This window comes from Variovorax sp. P4_B10 (assembly GCF_056402375.1).
In genome coordinates this window covers 1-16420 of the sequence record NZ_JBFUHN010000080.1, presented here as the reverse complement: position 1 = coordinate 16420, position 16420 = coordinate 1, and the positions used below count along the sequence as shown (strand labels likewise).

The following is a 16420-nucleotide window of genomic DNA, read 5'->3' as shown; positions in this document are numbered from 1 at the left end:
ACTCAGTGCCTCCGCTAACGACGGCGGATCCGAGCGCACTGCAAGCCCACAAGCTGGCAGTACGTCCGTTCCAACCCGACTCGCATCCGTTCCACGCGGGGGCTCCACTGCGACACGCCGTCTCCAGGCTGCGTGTCGGGTGGCCTGCACCCGCGCGGCCGGTTGTCTGCAGGACCCGACATGAAAATCGCAGTCATTGGCCACGGTATGGTGGGCCACAAGTTTCTCGAGCAACTCCACGAGCTCGGTCTCGCACAAGCGCAGGTCACAGTGCTTTGCGAAGAGCCGCGTCCGGCCTACGACCGGGTTCACCTCTCCGAATTCTTCGCGGGAAAGACCGCGGAAGACCTCTCGCTGGTCGAGCCGGGCTTCTTCGAAAAGACCGGCTTCACGCTGCGCCTGGMCGCCAGGGCCGTGGCCATCGAGCGCCGGAACAACACCATCACCACGGCCGATGGCGAGGTGGTGGCCTACGACAAGCTCGTGCTGGCGACCGGCTCGGCACCGTTCGTGCCGGCGGTGCCCGGCCGCGACCGGCCCGACTGCTTCGTCTATCGCACCATCGAGGACCTGGAAGCCATGAAGGCCTGCGGCGCCCGCTCCAGGAGCGGCGTGGTCGTCGGCGGCGGCCTGCTGGGCCTGGAATGCGCCAAGGCACTGCGCGACATGGGCCTCGAAACCCATGTGGTGGAGTTCGCACCGCGGCTCATGGCGGTGCAGGTCGACGAGGGCGGGGGGCGCGCGCTGCGCAACAGCATCGAGGCGCTGGGCCTGCATGTGCACACCGGACGCAACACGGTGGAGATCACCGACGGCGCCGCCGCGCGGCACCGCATGGTGTTCGCCGACGGCACCTACCTCGAGACGGACATGATCGTCTTCTCCGCCGGCATCCGCCCGCGCGACGAGCTGGCCCGCCAGTCGGTGCTGGCAGTCGGCCCGCGCGGCGGCGTGGCGATCGACAGCCACTGCCGCACGAGCGACCACGACGTCTACGCGATCGGCGAGTGCGCCTCCTGGAACGAACAGACCTTCGGCCTCGTCGCACCGGGCTACGACATGGCCCGCGTTGCCGCGAAGCACATCGCCGGGCAGGACGACGCCGCCTTCACCGGCGCCGACATGAGCACCAAGCTCAAGCTGATGGGCGTGGACGTGGCCAGCATCGGCGACGCCCACGGCAAGACGCCGCACGCGCGCGCCTACCAGTACGTCGACGAGCGCAAGCAGATCTACAAGAAGATCGTGGTCAGCGACGACGGCAAGCAGCTGCTGGGCGCGGTGCTGGTCGGCGATGCGGCCGAATACGGCACCCTGCTGCAGCTGGCGCTCAACGGCATCGCGCTGCCCGCCGATCCGGAGTTCCTGATCCTGCCCGCGAGCGACGGCAAGGCCAGGCCGGGGCTCGGCGTCGATGCGCTGCCCGACAGCGCCCAGATCTGCTCGTGCAACAACGTGACCAAGGGGCAGATTTGCGCGGCCGTGGGCGAGGGCGCATGCACCGTCGCCGAGATGAAGGCCTGCACCAAGGCCGGCGCCACCTGCGGCGGCTGCGTGGCGCTGGTCGGCCAGGTCATGAAGGTCGAGATGGCCAAGCGCGGCATGGCGGTCAACAACCACCTCTGCGAGCACTTTGCGTACTCGCGCCAGGAGCTCTACCACCTGATCCGCGTGGGCGAGATCCGCAGCTTCGAAGACCTGCTCGCCAAGCACGGCAAGGGCCTGGGCTGCGACATCTGCAAGCCCACCGCCGCCAGCATCTTCGCGTCGTGCTGGAACGAATTCGTGCTGAAAAAGAACCTCGCGAGCCTGCAAGACAGCAACGACTACTTCCTCGGCAACATCCAGAAGGACGGCACCTACTCGGTCGTGCCGCGCATGCCCGGCGGCGAGGTCACGCCCGACGGGCTGATCGCCGTGGGCCACGTGGCCAAGAAATACGGCCTCTACACCAAGATCACCGGTGGCGCCCGCGTGGACATGTTCGGTGCGCGCGTCGAGCAGCTGCCAGCCATCTGGGAAGAGCTGATTGCCGCCGGCTTCGAATCCGGCCACGCCTACGGCAAGTCGCTGCGCACGGTGAAGAGCTGCGTGGGTTCGACGTGGTGCCGCTACGGCGTCGACGACAGCGTGGGCCTGGCCGTCGAGCTGGAGAACCGCTACAAGGGCCTGCGCGCACCCCACAAGATCAAGTTCGGCGTGTCGGGCTGCACGCGCGAATGCGCCGAGGCGCAGGGCAAGGACGTCGGCATCATCGCCACCGAGAAGGGCTGGAACCTCTACGTCTGCGGCAACGGCGGCATGAAGCCGCGCCATGCCGAGCTGTTCGCATCCGACCTCACCAAGGCCCAGTTGATCCAGCTGATCGACCGCTTCCTGATGTTCTACGTGCGCACGGCCGACCGCCTGCAGCGCACCAGCACCTGGCGCGAGAACCTCGAGGGCGGGCTCGACTACCTGAAGGGCGTGCTGGTCCAGGACACCCTGGGCATCGCCGGCGAGCTCGAAGCGCAGATGCAGGACGTGGTGGACACCTACCAGTGCGAGTGGAAGACCGCGGTGAACGACCCCGCCACCCGCCAGCGCTTCCGCTCCTTCGTCAACAGCGAGAAGCCCGACGAACACATCGTGTTCGTGAAGGAGCGCGGCCAGATCCGCCCGGCCCGCGCGGAAGAGCGCGCCGCCGAAGCCGCGACCGATACCGAAACCGTCTGATGAACACCCGAGGACATGCCAGATGACCACCACCGACTCCCTCCAATGGACCGCCGTGTGCGCGGCCGCCGACATCCTGCCCGACACCGGCGTCTGCGCGCTCGTCGAGGGCGTGCATGTCGCGATCTTCAGCGTGGGCCGCGAACAGGCCCTGTATGCCATCGACAACGTCGACCCCAAGGCGCAGGCGAGCGTGCTGTCGCGCGGACTGGTCGGCAGCCTGGGGGAGCGGATCGTCGTCGCCTCGCCGCTCTACAAGAACCATTTCGACCTGCGCAGCGGCGAGTGCCTGGAAGCGCCCGAGTACTCGGTGCGAGCCCATGCGGTGCGCGTGCAGGAAGGCCGCGTGCTCGTCGCGCTGGCCTGAGCCGCGCGCCTTCGACCCTTCGTTCTTCTCTCCGTTTCTTCAAGGAATCCCGATGGCCTATCTAGCCCCCGCCGAGTTCGTGACCAAGATGGTCGATGCCGGCGAATCCAAACTGCTGATGTCCACCCGCGACACGCTGATCCGCTCCTACATGGCCGGTGCCATCCTGGCGCTGGCCGCGGCCTTCGCCGTCTCCATCACCGTCAACACCGGCAACGCGCTGGTCGGCGCGATGCTCTTTCCGGTCGGCTTCATCATGCTGTACCTGATGGGCTTCGACCTGCTGACCGGCGTCTTCACGCTCGCGCCGCTCGCCGTGCTCGACAAGCGCCCCGGCGCCACCTGGGGCGGCGTCATGCGCAACTGGAGCCTCGTGTTCGTCGGCAACTTCGCAGGCGCGCTGACGGTGGCGGTGTTCATGGCGATCATCTTCACCTTCGGCTTCAGCGAGGCGCCCAACGCCATCGGCGAGAAGCTCGGCCACATCGGCGAAGGCCGCACGGTGGGCTATGCCGCGCACGGCGCCGCCGGCATGCTGACGCTGTTCATCCGCGGCGTGATGTGCAACTGGATGGTCTCCACCGGCGTGGTCGCCGCCATGATGTCCACCACCGTGTCGGGCAAGGCCATCGGGATGTGGATGCCCGTCATGGTCTTCTTCTACATGGGCTTCGAACACTCGATCGTGAACATGTTCCTGTTCCCCACCGGCCTGATGCTCGGCGGCAAGTTCACACTCATGGACTACCTGATCTGGAACGAGATCCCGACCGTCGTGGGCAACCTGGTCGGCGGCCTGACCTTCGTGGGCCTGACCCTGTATTCGACCCACTACAAGACGGCGCCGAAGAAGCGCGCCGCGAACTGAGCTCCGGCGGCTGAGGCCTCGCACGCCCGCGCTCATGCAGAAGGCACTGCGCGTGACGCTCGGCCAGCACTCGCTGGCCAAGCCCGGAGCGGTCAACCAGGACTTCCACGGCGCGATGCTGCCGGAAGGGACGCTGCGGATGTCCAAGGGCATCGCGGTGGCGATTGCCGATGGCATCGGCTCCAGCCGCGTGAGCCAGGTGGCCAGCGCGGCGGCCGTCCGGGGCTTCCTGGACGACTACTACGCGACCTCGGACGCCTGGTCGGTGCGCCGGGCGGCCCAGCGGGTCCTGGGCGCCACGAATTCGTGGCTGCACGCGCAGACGATGCGCAGCGACGCGCGCTTCGACAAGGACAGCGGCTATGTGTGCACCTTCAGCGCGCTGATCTTCAAGGGCCGGGACGTGCACATGCTGCACGTCGGCGATGCGCGCATCCATCGCCTTCATCCGCATGTGCTGGAGCAGCTCACCGACGATCACCGCGTCCACCTGTCGTCGGTCGAGTCGTACCTCGGGCGCGCGCTGGGCGCGGGGGCCAACGTCGAGATCGACTACCGCTGCTGGGAGGCGGAGGCCGGCGAGGTCTATCTGCTGGCCACCGACGGCGCCCATGCCCATCTCGACGCCGAAGCGGTGCACGACGCGATCGCGCGCTGCGGCGAGGACTTCGACGAGGCCGCGCGGCTCCTTGCGCTGGCGGCCCGGGCGAGGGGCAGCGACGACGACTGCACGGTGCAGCTCGTGCGCATCGACGAACTGCCGGCGGCCGACGCGGTGCTGCTCCCCCTGCAGCGGGAAGGGCTTGCGATCGCACCGCCGCTCGCACCCAGGGCCCGCTTCGAAGGCTTCACGCTCGTGCGCGAACTCCACGTGAGTTCGCGCAGCCACGTGCACTTGGCCGTGGACGAGGCCACCGGACAGCAGGTCGTCCTGAAGCTGCCTTCGGTCGACCTGCGCGACGACCCGGACTATCTCGACCGCTTCGCGCTCGAGGAGTGGGTGGCGCGGCGCATCGACAACGTCCACGTGCTCAAGGCGAGCGCGATCGAGCGCGCCCGCGGGCACCTGTATGTCGCCATGGAGTACGTCGACGGCCAGACGCTGGCGCAGTGGATGGTCGACCATCCCAGGCCGGCGCTGGACAGCGTGCGCCGCATCGTCGAGCAGCTGGCCAGCGGGCTGCAGGCGCTTCACGGCAAGGAGATGCTGCACCAGGACATCCGCCCCGAGAACGTGATGATCGACCGCACCGGCACGGTCAGGATCATCGATCTCGCGACGACCCACGTGGCGGGGCTGGCCGACGGTGCGGGCGAGAGCCGGCCGCTCGCGATCGCCGGGACCTTGCAGTACACGGCGCCCGAGTACTTCACCGGCCATGGCGGCAGTGCGCGGTCCGATCTTTTTTCGATGGCCGTGATCGTCTACCAGATGCTCACGGGCCAGTTGCCGTACGGCCTTCATGTCTCGCGGGTGCGATCGCCGGCCGACGTGAACCGGCTGCGCTGCGTGCCGGTCCGCCATTTCCGGCCCGACCTGCCCGCATGGGTCGATGCCGTGCTGCAGAAGGCGCTGAACCCCAATCCGGCGAAGCGGCAGGAAGCGGTGTCCGAATTCGCACACGACCTCAAAGCGCCGGGGCAGGAGTTCCTTCGCCCGCGGCTGTCACCGCTGGTCGAACGGCACCCGGTGCGCTTCTGGCAGGGCACCACGGTGCTGCTGGCGGCTTTGGTTGTCGTGCTGCTGGGGTTGCTGATCCTGGGGCGTTGACGCGCCTCAAGCCTCGTTGCCAGCCGGCGCCACGCCCAGCTTGCGCAGCGTCCGGTGAAAGTTGCTGCGGTCGATGCCGGCCTCACGCGCGGCGTCGGCCACGCGGCCGTGATGCCGCGCCAGCGCATCCGCGAGCCAGGTCCGCTGGAACGCCGCGGTGGCTTCGCGCAGCGTGCCGCCCGCTGCGACAAGGCCCGCGTGAACGTCCGCCGGAGCCGGCGCGGACAGCAGCACGGATGGCATCGCGGGACTGCCGGTGGCCGCGGCGTCCAGCGCCAGGTGATGGGGTTCGATGGCCGTCCAGCGCGCGCCGCGCGGCTGTTCCCGGTAAGCCCTGAGCGATGCGCGGCTGATCACATGCTCGAGTTCGCGAACATTGCCCGGCCAGCCGTGCGCCAGAAGAGCCGCCTTCGACGCCGGCGAGAGCCGCAGGTTGCGTGCACCCAGGCGATGCTGGTTTTCTTCGAGGAAGCCGCCGGCGAGCGCGAGCACGTCGCGCCCCCGTTCGCGCAGCGGTGCCACGACGAGCGGATAGACCGAGAGCCGGTGGTAGAGATCGGCACGAAAGCGGYCCTGCGCAATCGCCGCGGGCAGGTCGCGGTTGGTGGCCGCGATCACCCGGACATCGACCTTGAGCGTCCGGTCGCTCCCGGGCCGCTGCACTTCGCCGCTCTGCAGCACGCGCAGGAGCTTGGCCTGCACCGTCAGCGGCAGCTCCCCGACCTCGTCCAGAAAGAGGGTGCCGCCGTCCGCGATCTCGAACTTGCCGTCCCGGTCCTGCACTGCGCCGGTGAAAGCGCCCCGCTTGTGGCCGAAGAGTTCGCTGTCGGCCAGCGTCTCGGGCAGCGCCGCGCAGTTGACCTGCACGAGCGGCTGTTCGCACCGCCGCGAGCGCGCATGCAGGCGCTGCGCCACCAGGTCCTTGCCGACGCCCGTTTCGCCGAGCAGAAGCACCGTCAGGTCGGACACCGCGACCGTGTCGATCTCGTGGCACAGCTGCTTCATCGCCGGGCTGCTTCCCAGCAGTTCGCGAGGGGCACCGCGTCCTGAACGCAGCGCCTGCACGACGGCCTGCTCGCGCATTGCGCGCGCTTCCATCTCGCGGATCGTATGGGCGGCCTCGATGCCGGTTTCGATGAGCGCGACCAGCGCTTCGAGTTGCGCCGGGCTCACGGCTGCGAACGCGTGCGGTTCGAGGGCGTCCAGCGTCAGCAAGCCCCAGAGGGTGCCGCGCAGGCGAAGCGGCGCGCCCATGCAGTCGTGCACCGGCAGGATGCCTGGCTGGCCGGCGACGAGGCCGTCGTAGGGATCCGGCAGCCCGCAATCGTGGGCGAAGCGCAGGCCCCGGTCGCTGTCGAGCAGGCGGGCAAAGCGCGGATGCGACGCCACGGGGAACTGCCGTCCCAGGGTTTCATCGCTCAGGCCGTCCACGGCGAGCGGCCTCAGGACGTCGCCGTCCAGCCGCAGCAGCGCGGCGGCGTCGCACCGCACGAGGCTGCGCGCCGCGGTGAGCAGCGAGCGGTAGCGGCTGCCTTCGGTCGCGGCGGTTGCTTCGATGGTTGTCAAATTGACACTATTTGTGGTCATTAATACAACGATGATTCTGTTGTGAATTTGACCACGAATCAGAAATCCACAATGCCGACAGGCACTTGCGAGGCGCTCGCCACTGGCATGGATCGTGAGAGAGAACGGTATCCCAACTGCCGATCTCGAGGCTCCCTATGAACCCGCAAACCATTGCCATCGTCAAAGCCACCGTGCCCGCGCTCCAGGCGCACGGGGAGGCCATCACCAGTCACTTCTACCGGATCATGTTCGAGAGCCACCCGGAGGTGAAGGCCTTCTTCAACGAGGCCCACCAGGCGGCCGGCAGCCAGGCGCGCGCGCTCGCGGGCGCGGTCCTCGCCTATGCCGCGCACATCGACCGGCTGGACGAGATCGCCGGGGCGCTGCCGCGGATCATCCAGAAGCACGCTGCGCTGGGCGTGCTGCCGGAGCACTATCCGGTCGTTGGAGAGTGCCTGCTGCGGGCCATCAAGGATGTGCTCGGCGACGCCGCGACCGACGACGTCATCGCCGCATGGGCTGAAGCCTATGAGTCGCTAGCGGCGCTTCTCATCGCCGCGGAGGAAGAGGTCTATCGCGCCAACGAAGCTCGAACGGGCGGCTGGCGTGGCGTGCGCGAGTTCCGCGTGGCCCGGCGCGAAGACGAGAGCGAAGTCATCACCTCGTTCTACCTGGAGCCCGCGGACGGCGGCCCGCTGCTGGCATTCTCGCCCGGGCAGTACCTCACGCTGGTGCTGAGCATCGACGGCGAGCCGCTGCGGCGCAACTACTCGCTGTCCGATGCGCCGGGCAAGCCCTGGTACCGGATCAGCGTCAAGCGGGAAGAGGGTGGCCGGGCATCGAACTGGCTGCACGAGGCTGCGACCGCCGGCACCCTTCTCCAGGTGCAGGCGCCCTGCGGCGACTTCGTGCTGCAACCCGGGGGCGAGCGTCCGCTGGTGCTGGTGACGGGCGGCGTGGGCATCACGCCGGCCATGAGCATGCTCGAGTCCGTGGCGCACACGGGCCGGGCGGTGCATTTCATCCATGCGGCACGGCACGGCGGCGCCCACGCGTTCCGTTCGCGCGTCGATGCGCTGGCGGCCCGGCATGCCAACGTGAAGCCGCTCTATGTCTACGACGCGCCGCGCGATTCTGATCGGCCTCATGCGACCGGTTTCGTCACTCGCGAACTGCTTGCACAGCAGTTGCCGGCCGACCGCGATGTCGATCTCTACTTCCTCGGCCCGAAGCCTTTCATGAAGGCGGTCTATGCCAATGGCCTCGCGCTCGGCGTGCCCAAGCAGCAGCTGCGCTACGAGTTCTTCGGGCCGCTGGAGGCGCTGGAGGCTTAGGGGCGGTCGGGCTGGTCCGGCGACTCAGGCGGCGACGTAGTCCGGGTACTGCCGGCAGATCTCGTCCACCGCGCTGAGCGTGCCGGACAGGTGCTTGCGAAGCGCGGCCTGCGCCGCGGCCGGGTCCTTGCGTTCGATGCCGCGCACGATGGCCCGGTGATCCCGCAGGATCGCTTCGGTCTTGCCGGCGGTGGGCAGGTGCAGGCGACGCAGCCGGTCCACATGTCCGGATACGCGACCCACCAGCTCCCACAGGTCGGGCACGCCGGCGGCTTCATACATCAGGTGATGAAACGCGCGATCGGCGCCGACGAACTCGCCATAGCGTTGTGCCGCCGACAGGGCCGCCTGTTGCGCGATCCTGGCCTTCATCTGCTCGACCAGTCCTGCGGGCGCCTCCAGCGCCAATTGATGCACCAGCTCCAGCTCGATGGAGCGGCGCAGGAAATGCGCCTGGCGCGCGGCCGCGATGTCGATGCGGCTGACCAGGGTCGCATGCTGCGGAAACACGTCCACCAGGCCTTCCTCGCTGAGGCGCAGCAGCGCTTCGCGCACCGGCGTCTGGCTCACGCCGAATCGATCGGCCAGTTCCTGCCGCGCCAGCACCGTGCCGGGCGCCAGTTCGAGCGAGAGGATGGCATCGCGCAGCTTCTCCAGCACCTGGGGCGCAGCCAGGCGGGTGCGGTCGAGTCGGATCTTCGGTAGGGCGCTCATTGGGGGAGGATTGTGTCATTGACGCAACTAATATATTAGTGTTTTAATGAATCATTCCCTCGAATCACAAGCTTGCGCAGGTCCCCGCGCGACCCGCCGCAAGCAAGAGACAACGCCCATGCAACGCCCCTACGAATCCCTGCGCAGCGCCCGCTGGTTCGCGCCCGACGACTTCCGATCCTTCGGCCACCGCTCGCGCGTGCTGCAGATGGGCTACAGCTATGCCGACTGGATGGGCAAGCCGGTGATCGCCATCGTCAACACCTGGAGCGACGCCAACCAGTGCCACGCGCACTTCAAGCAACGGGTGGAGGACGTCAAGCGCGGCGTCCTGCAGGCGGGCGGCTTTCCGCTCGAGCTGCCGGCGATCTCGCTCTCGGAAAGCATGGTCAAGCCCACCACCATGCTCTACCGCAACTTCCTGGCAATGGAAACGGAAGAGCTGCTGCGCAGCCACCCGGTGGACGGCGCGGTGCTGATGGGGGGCTGCGACAAGACCACGCCCGGGCTCGTGATGGGCGCGCTCAGCATGGACATCCCCTTCATCYACCTGCCGGCCGGCCCCATGCTGCGCGGCAACTGGAAGGGCAAGGTGCTGGGCTCGGGCTCCGACGCCTTCAAGTACTGGGACGAGCGCCGCGCCGGCCGGCTGGGCGAGCAGGCCTGGGCCGAGATGGAGGCCGGCATTGCCCGCAGCCACGGCACCTGCATGACCATGGGCACGGCCGCCACCATGATGGGCATCGCCGAGGCGGTGGGCCTGAGCCTGCCGGGCGCCTCCAGCATTCCCGCGGCGGACGCCAACCACATCCGCATGAGCGCCGACTGCGGCCGCCGCATCGTCGAGATGGTGTGGGAAGACCTCACGCCCGCGAAGATGCTCACGCGCGCCAACTTCGAGAACGGCATCGCCTGCGCGATGGCCATGGGCTGCAGCACCAATGCCGTCGTGCACCTGATCGCGATGTCGCGCCGCGCCGGCCACCCGGTGAGCCTGGACGACTTCGATGCCTTCAGCCGCCGCGTGCCCGTCATCGCCAACATCCGGCCGAGCGGCGACGCCTACCTGATGGAGGACTTCTTCTACGCCGGCGGCCTGCCTGCGATGCTGGAACGCATCCGCGGCCATCTGCGGACCGAGGCGCGCACCGTCAATGGCCGCACCCTCGGCGAGAACATCGAAGGCGCCGAGGTCTACGACGACGATGTGATCCGGCCGCTCGCCAACCCCATCTACGCCGAAGGCGCGCTGGCCGTGCTGCGCGGCAACCTGGCGCCCGACGGCCTGGTGATCAAGCCCAGCGCCTGCGCACCGCACCTGCTGCAGCACAGCGGCCGCGCGCTGGTGTTCGACGACTACCCGGCGCTCAAGAAGGCGGTGGAAGACCCCGACCTGGACGTGACGGGCGACGACATCCTGGTGCTGCGCAACGCCGGCCCGCGCGGCGCCGGCATGCCGGAGTGGGGCATGCTGCCGATCCCCACCAAGCTGCTGAAGCAGGGCGTGAAGGACATGCTGCGCCTGTCCGACGCACGCATGAGCGGCACCAGCTACGGCGGCTGCCTGCTGCACTGCTCGCCCGAGGCGGCCATCGGCGGGCCGCTCGCGCTGGTGAAGACCGGCGACCGCATTACCGTGGACGTGCCCGCGCGGCGCATCCACCTCGACATCGGCGACGAGGAACTCGCCCGCCGCAAGGCCGGCTGGACGCCGCCGCCGCCGCGCTACGAGCGCGGCTACGGATGGATGTTCGGCCGCCACATCAAGCAGGCCAACGAAGGCTGCGACTTCGACTTCCTGGAAACCGGCTTCGGCAAGCCGGTGCCGGAGCCCGACATCTTCTGATCCGCCTTCCAACCCCACTTCATTTCAAGAACGGAGACGACACGTGAATCCCGCCACCCGCGAGCAGCTCATGAAGGTGAGCACCGCCACCCTGTGCACGGCCCTGTTCAAGCGCGGCCTGCGCAACCAGTTCATCCAGGACGTGCGGCCGCTCGCCCCCGGCCTGCCCAACATGGTGGGCGAGGCCTTCACGCTGCGCTACATGCCRGCGCGCGAAGACCTGAACCCGATCGGCGTCTTCCTCGACCGCAATCATCCGCAGCGCCAGGCGGTGGAGCAGTGCCCCGAAGGCGCCGTGCTGGTGATCGACAGCCGCAAGGACGCGCGTGCCGCCTCGGCCGGCGGCATCCTGGTCACGCGGCTGATGAAGCGCGGCGTGGCCGGTGTGGTGACCGACGGTGGTTTCCGCGACAGCCCCGACATCGCGAAGCTCGGCTTCCCGGCCTACCACCACCGTCCCAGCGCGCCGACCAACCTCACGCTGCACCAGGCCATCGACATCAACGTGCCGATCGGCTGCGGCGATGCGCCGGTGTTTCCGGGCGATGTGATCGTGGGCGATGCCGAAGGCGTGATCGTCCTTCCCGCCCACCTGGCCGATGAAGTCGCCGCCGAGGCCACGGAGATGAGCGTCTTCGAAGACTTCGTGCAGGACATGGTGCTCGAAGGCCGTTCGATCCTCGGCCTGTACCCGCCCACCGACGAACAGAGCCGCACCGATTTCGCGGCATGGCGCCAGGCCAAGGGCCGCTGAGCTCTATTCCTTTTCCACCTCGAGGAGACAAACCATGCGTTTCACCCGCCGCGCCGCAGCGCTGCTTCTGGCCGTGCTCAGCCCCGTGGCCGCCTGGGCCCAGGCCGCCGAATGGCCGGCCGCCAAGCCGATCGTCTACGTCGTGCCTTTCACCCCCGGCGGCTCCACCGACATCGTGGGCCGCACGCTGGCCCAGAAGCTGGGCGAGAGCCTCAAGCAGTCGGTGGTGGTCGACAACAAGCCCGGCCAGGCCGGCGGCATCGGGGCCGCCTACGTGGCCAGGGCCGCACCCGACGGCTACACGCTCTTCGGCGGGACCATCAGCACGCACGCCATCAACGCCAGCCTCTACAAGAAGCTGCCCTACGACCCGATGAAGGACTTCGAGCCCGTCTCGCTGGTCGCGCGCCTGCCCAACGTGCTCATCGTCAACAGCCAGCTCGGCGTGAACTCGGTGGCCGAACTGGTGGCCCTGCTGAAGAAGGACGAGAGCAAGCGCATCTTTGCCTCTTCAGGTGCCGGCACCTCCACCCACCTGGCCGGCGAGATGTTCGCCGACCTCATCGGCGTCAAGCTCACCCACGTGCCGTACAAGGGCACGCCGCCGGCCCTGACCGACGTGGCCGCAGGGCAGGTGCCCTTCATGTTCGACCAGGTGACGGCCGCGTTGCCGCTGGTCAAGAGCGGCAAGCTCAAGCTGCTGGCCGTGACCACCAGCAAGCGCATCGCGCTGGTGCCCGAGCTGCCGACCATGATCGAGTCGGGCATTCCCGGCTTCGAGATGTCGTCGTGGCAGGCGGTGTACGCCCCCAAGGGCACGCCCAAGCCGATCGTGCAGCGCCTCAATGCGGAGATCGTGAAGGCGCTCAAGCAGCCCGACGTGCAGGCCAAGCTCTCGGATCAGCTGGCCATGGAGATCGTGGGCAGCACGCCGGAAGAACTGCGCGACCACATGGCCAGGGAGATTCCGCGCTGGGCCGAACTGGTGAAGAAGTCGGGCGCGGTGGCCGACTGAGCCTTACCTGGGGCGTGAAGCGTCCCTCAGCGGCGAACCTTGCCGTCCTCGGTCAGCATCGACAGTTCGACGTAGTTCGACGCCTTGTGGTCGCGGGCACTGAAGTCGACGTGGAAGCCGCCGAAATCGACGTTCTGCATCGATTCGAGCCCGGTGACGAGCGATTCGCGCGTTGCCGGCCGGCCGGCGCGCCGAAGGCCCTCGGCGAACACCTTGGCGGCGACATAGCCCTCCATGCTCGAATAGTTCGGCTTGGCTTCGGGGCCTGCCTTGTGCACGGCGTCCATGTATTCGCGGGAAATCGGCGTGCTTGCCGAGAACGGGGAGGGCATGACCTGGCTGATCACGACGCCCCGGGCTTCCTTGCCGAGCTCGTCGGCCAGCGCCTGCGTGCCGACAAACGATACGTTGAAGAAGGTCCCGCCGTAGCCCGCCTTGCGCGCCTCCCGGATGAAGGCTGCGCATGCCTTGTAGGCACCTACCTGGATCACGGCCGCGGGGCCGGCGGCCATGATGCCTTTCACGGCCTGTGCCACGTTGACCGAGTTGCGCTCGACCGTTCCCACGGCCACGGGTGCAAGGCCGATGGGCTTGAGGGCTGCGAGAACCCCCTCGAGCCCGGCTTGGCCGTAGGCGTCGTTCTGGTGGAACACCGCGATCTTGCTGATGCCCAGCGACGTGAGCTGCTTGACGATCAGCGCGGTCTCGTCGTGGTACGAGGCACGAACATGGAACACCGTCTTGCGGAAGGGTTCGCGCAGGGCCTCTGCACCGGTGAAAGGGCCGAAGAACGGGATCTTCGCCGCATCGACCAGCGGCAGCGCCGCCATGCAGGTCGGCGTGCCGACGTAGCCGAAGAGTGCGAAAACGTCATCCTTGATGAGCTTGTCGGTGTTCGCCTTGCAGCGTTCGGGCTCGTAGCCGTCGTCGAGCGTGCGCAATTCGATGGTGCGGCCATTGACGCCGCCGGAGGCGTTGAGCGCGTCGAAGTAGATGCGCGCGCCCTGGTTCATCTGGATGCCCAGCTGTTCGGCCGGGCCGCTCAACGCGGCAGACTGTCCGAGCACGATGCGCGCCGGTTGGGCCAGCGCCGGAAGCGCGACCGCGGCGCCCGCGGCGGCAAACCGCTTGATCACGTCGCGACGTTGGATGGAATTGTTCTTGGGAAGCATTGGATGGATGGCGGGCCGCCGGAAAAAGCCCCCCGCAGCCCATGTAACGAGGTACTTTCCAGTGTAACTGAAGGCTAGGGTAAACCCTCGGTTTCGGCGGGCTATCGCACCCCGAACAAGTCGGCCGCATTCCCCCAGGCCACACGCTGCGCCACGGCGGGCGGCAGGTCGCCAAGCCAGCCCCGGTAGTCCCGCATGATGTCGTCGTACGAACTCCAGCGCTGGTTGATCCATGTGTCGGAGCCGACAAGGAAGCGGTCGGGAAATGCGAGGATCAACTCGCGCCACGGCGCGCACAGCCGGCCGCCTTCGCAGGTGAGCCCCGGGCGGTACGACAGCTCGCCCATGAGCCGCGGGTATCTTTCGAGCATCTGCCGTACCCGTGCCACCGGCGTGCCGCCGATGCCGGTGTGGGCCCAGATCAGCCGGGTGTCGCGGCCCTGCGTGGGCGTGTGTGCCATCAGCAGGTCCACCGCCTCGTCGTCCACGTGCGCGAGCACGGCGAGTTGCCGCTGCTCGGCCAGCACCATCAGCTTCTTCGCCACCGGGCCATTGGCGTTGGCGCTCTCGTAGAGATGAAACTCGCCGATGCCACGGTAGGGGCCGCTGGCCGTGCCGCGCGCGAGTTCGGCCTGCACCATGTCGTAGATGGTCTCGTCGCGGAACCAGTTGCCGTAGTCGGCGCGGTTGCGATAGAGGCGCACGAAGGGCACGACGGTGACACCGGCCTCACGCGTCTCGCGCGAGGCCGCGAGCGTGCGCGTGCCTTCGTTGGGTCGTGAGTTCCCGACGATGGCGCGCACGCCGTTGCGCTGCATGCGGGCGAGCGCATCGGCCGGCGGAAATGGGCCGCTGCTGCCGTTCCAGGCCTCCTCGTTGTAGTGGAGGTGGGCGTCGAAGATCGGGCCGGTGTAGTCGGCTGCATGGACAGCGATGGCGAAGGCGGCACCGCACGCTGCAAGGACGGCGCGGAAGACGGTTTGGGGAACTGGGGTCCGGGCCATGCATGCTCCTCGCGAGGTTGCCCATCGACGTCGGGGTGCGCCGTCCGACAACCTACGCGCCGGCGCGCAGCGAGACCCCGTTCTGCCGCCAAGCCCCCGGCGACACCCCGTACTCGCGCTTGAATGCGCGGTTGAAAGCGGCTTCCGACTCGTAGCCGACACCTTCGGCAATGCGCGCCAGGTTGCCCTGGTCCTTGCGCAGCATGCCGGCGGCCAGGATCATGCGCCAGCGCGTCAGGTACTGCATGGGCGGCGTGCCCACCAGTTCGGTGAAGCGGTCCGCCAGCACGCTGCGCGAGATGTGGGTTTCCTGCGCCAGCGCGTCGACCGTCCAGTTGCGTGCGGGCTCGCCGTGCATCAGCGCCAGGCAGCGGCTCACGTGGGGGTCGCGCAGGCCCGCCAGCCAGCCAGGGCTGTTGGCGGGCATGGATTCGATGTAGCCGCGCAGCACTTCGGCGAACAACACCTCCGCCACCTTGGCGGCGACCATCTCCGAACCGGGCGTGTGCGACGCCGCATCGCCCAATACGAAGTTGACGGACTGCTCGATCCACAGGCCTGCCGGCCTGCTGCGCAACGACATGGTGAACAGGCGCGGAATGTTCGCCATCACGGGATTGGGCGCATCGCCTTCGTACGCGAACCAGCTGCACACCAGCACGGTGCGGTCACCGTTGCCGCCGTAGCGGATGCGCTCCAGTTCGGGCGCTCGCGGACTCACCACATGCGCCATGTCCACCGCCGCATGCTGCAGGCCGCTGCCCAGCACATGCGAGTCGCCATGCGGCACGGCGATCACTTCGCCGGCGTATGCGCGCAGCGGCGCCTCGCCATCGACCTGGGCCCAGCATTCGCCTTGCAGCACCAGGTGGCAGATGCCCAGCCGTTGCGCGCCGGGCTTGAGCAGCTGCGCGATGTCCGCGCCCCTGGGCACCTGGAAACACCAGGGCGCATGCATGTCCCCGTTCAGGAACAGCGCGCCCTCCAGGCGGATGGTCCGCAGCACGTCCGACAAGACATCCATGGTCACCTCTCAGGCAAGCGAGGGCGGGGCTTCAGTCAATAAGTCCGGCGAAGCGGGCAAGACAAGGGTGCTTCGCGTCGGCACCATAGGTACTGGTCGCCTTCGACCGATTCTAGACAGGAGTATCGACATGCCCAAATTCATCATCGAACGAGACATCCCCGGTGCCGGCAAATTCACTCCGTCGGATCTGAAGGCCATCTCGCAAAAGTCCTGCGGCGTGCTGAGCAGCATGGGCCCCGACATCCAGTGGATCCACAGCTACGT

General features: G+C 68.1%; 14 protein-coding genes. 9 read left to right on the top strand and 5 right to left on the bottom strand.

The features are described 5' to 3' along the window. Positions 1-180 precede the first annotated feature (180 nt). From nirB to AC1DXX_RS27460, 4 genes are read left to right on the top strand one after another with little or no spacing between them, the layout of a single operon-like run. Positions 181-2715, top strand: a complete 2535-nt coding sequence (gene nirB / locus AC1DXX_RS27475) for a nitrite reductase large subunit NirB (protein WP_478137377.1) — start codon at positions 181-183, stop codon at positions 2713-2715. Between the two features lie 22 nt (positions 2716-2737). Continuing rightward, positions 2738-3082: a nitrite reductase small subunit NirD gene (nirD, locus tag AC1DXX_RS27470; RefSeq protein ID WP_478137376.1), complete on the top strand. Its 345-nt coding sequence runs from the start codon at positions 2738-2740 to the stop codon at positions 3080-3082. 52 nt (positions 3083-3134) lie between these two features. Further along, on the top strand, positions 3135-3950 hold the full coding sequence (locus AC1DXX_RS27465; RefSeq protein ID WP_478137375.1) for a formate/nitrite transporter family protein: 816 nt from the start codon (positions 3135-3137) through the stop codon (positions 3948-3950). A 34-nt stretch (positions 3951-3984) separates the two neighbouring features. Next, entirely contained in the window at positions 3985-5721 is a 1737-nt protein-coding gene (locus AC1DXX_RS27460; protein ID WP_478137374.1) for a bifunctional protein-serine/threonine kinase/phosphatase, read from the top strand. Positions 5722-5727: 6 nt separating this feature from the next. On the opposite strand, the gene norR is transcribed toward AC1DXX_RS27460, so the two are convergent. Continuing rightward, positions 5728-7308 carry a nitric oxide reductase transcriptional regulator NorR gene (norR, locus tag AC1DXX_RS27455; RefSeq protein WP_478137373.1) on the bottom strand — a complete coding sequence of 527 codons (1581 nt, stop codon included), beginning with the start codon at positions 7306-7308 and terminating at the stop codon, positions 5728-5730. A 137-nt stretch (positions 7309-7445) separates the two neighbouring features. Between norR and hmpA the strand changes: the two genes are divergently transcribed. Continuing rightward, positions 7446-8624, top strand: a complete 1179-nt coding sequence (gene hmpA / locus AC1DXX_RS27450) for an NO-inducible flavohemoprotein (protein ID WP_478137372.1) — start codon at positions 7446-7448, stop codon at positions 8622-8624. 24 nt (positions 8625-8648) lie between these two features. Here hmpA and AC1DXX_RS27445 read toward each other — a convergent pair whose 3' ends face one another. Then, positions 8649-9338: a GntR family transcriptional regulator gene (locus AC1DXX_RS27445; RefSeq protein ID WP_478137371.1), complete on the bottom strand. Its 690-nt coding sequence runs from the start codon at positions 9336-9338 to the stop codon at positions 8649-8651. A gap of 118 nt (positions 9339-9456) precedes the next feature. Here AC1DXX_RS27445 and araD point away from each other — a divergent pair, with 118 nt between their 5' ends. From araD to AC1DXX_RS27430, 3 genes are read left to right on the top strand one after another with little or no spacing between them, the layout of a single operon-like run. Beyond that, the gene (gene araD, locus AC1DXX_RS27440; protein WP_478137370.1) at positions 9457-11184 is read left to right on the top strand and encodes an L-arabinonate dehydratase; all 1728 of its coding nucleotides are present in this window, start codon (positions 9457-9459) and stop codon (positions 11182-11184) included. 43 nt (positions 11185-11227) lie between these two features. Beyond that, the gene (locus AC1DXX_RS27435) at positions 11228-11938 is read left to right on the top strand and encodes a ribonuclease activity regulator RraA (RefSeq protein ID WP_478137369.1); all 711 of its coding nucleotides are present in this window, start codon (positions 11228-11230) and stop codon (positions 11936-11938) included. 34 nt (positions 11939-11972) lie between these two features. Continuing rightward, on the top strand, positions 11973-12953 hold the full coding sequence (locus tag AC1DXX_RS27430) for a Bug family tripartite tricarboxylate transporter substrate binding protein (RefSeq protein WP_478137368.1): 981 nt from the start codon (positions 11973-11975) through the stop codon (positions 12951-12953). A 26-nt stretch (positions 12954-12979) separates the two neighbouring features. On the opposite strand, the gene AC1DXX_RS27425 is transcribed toward AC1DXX_RS27430, so the two are convergent. From AC1DXX_RS27425 to AC1DXX_RS27415, 3 genes are all read right to left on the bottom strand, one after another. Further along, on the bottom strand, positions 12980-14125 hold the full coding sequence (locus tag AC1DXX_RS27425; protein ID WP_478137367.1) for an ABC transporter substrate-binding protein: 1146 nt from the start codon (positions 14123-14125) through the stop codon (positions 12980-12982). A gap of 101 nt (positions 14126-14226) precedes the next feature. Then, positions 14227-15129, bottom strand: a complete 903-nt coding sequence (locus AC1DXX_RS27420) for an amidohydrolase family protein (RefSeq protein WP_478137366.1) — start codon at positions 15127-15129, stop codon at positions 14227-14229. 52 nt (positions 15130-15181) lie between these two features. Continuing rightward, the gene (locus tag AC1DXX_RS27415; protein WP_478137365.1) at positions 15182-16153 is read right to left on the bottom strand and encodes an AraC family transcriptional regulator; all 972 of its coding nucleotides are present in this window, start codon (positions 16151-16153) and stop codon (positions 15182-15184) included. Here AC1DXX_RS27415 and AC1DXX_RS27410 point away from each other — a divergent pair. Further along, the coding region (locus AC1DXX_RS27410; RefSeq protein ID WP_478137364.1) for a nickel-binding protein at positions 16044-16420 on the top strand (377 nt) is incomplete at its 3' end. The two genes, AC1DXX_RS27415 and AC1DXX_RS27410, sit on opposite strands and share 110 nt — an antisense overlap.

Bases quoted from the DNA above. Each gene is read 5' to 3' on its own strand.
- AC1DXX_RS27460 (WP_478137374.1), top strand. From the start codon at position 3,985: ATGCAGAAGGCACTGCGCGTGACGCTCGGCCAGCACTCGCTGGCCAAG.
- AC1DXX_RS27430 (WP_478137368.1), top strand. From the start codon at position 11,973: ATGCGTTTCACCCGCCGCGCCGCAGCGCTGCTTCTGGCCGTGCTCAGC.
- AC1DXX_RS27445 (WP_478137371.1), bottom strand. From the start codon at position 9,338: ATGAGCGCCCTACCGAAGATCCGACTCGACCGCACCCGCCTGGCTGCG.
- AC1DXX_RS27420 (WP_478137366.1), bottom strand. From the start codon at position 15,129: ATGGCCCGGACCCCAGTTCCCCAAACCGTCTTCCGCGCCGTCCTTGCA.
- AC1DXX_RS27415 (WP_478137365.1), bottom strand. From the start codon at position 16,153: ATGGATGTCTTGTCGGACGTGCTGCGGACCATCCGCCTGGAGGGCGCG.
- AC1DXX_RS27425 (WP_478137367.1), bottom strand. From the start codon at position 14,125: ATGCTTCCCAAGAACAATTCCATCCAACGTCGCGACGTGATCAAGCGG.
- hmpA (WP_478137372.1), top strand. From the start codon at position 7,446: ATGAACCCGCAAACCATTGCCATCGTCAAAGCCACCGTGCCCGCGCTC.
- nirD (WP_478137376.1), top strand. From the start codon at position 2,738: ATGACCACCACCGACTCCCTCCAATGGACCGCCGTGTGCGCGGCCGCC.
- AC1DXX_RS27465 (WP_478137375.1), top strand. From the start codon at position 3,135: ATGGCCTATCTAGCCCCCGCCGAGTTCGTGACCAAGATGGTCGATGCC.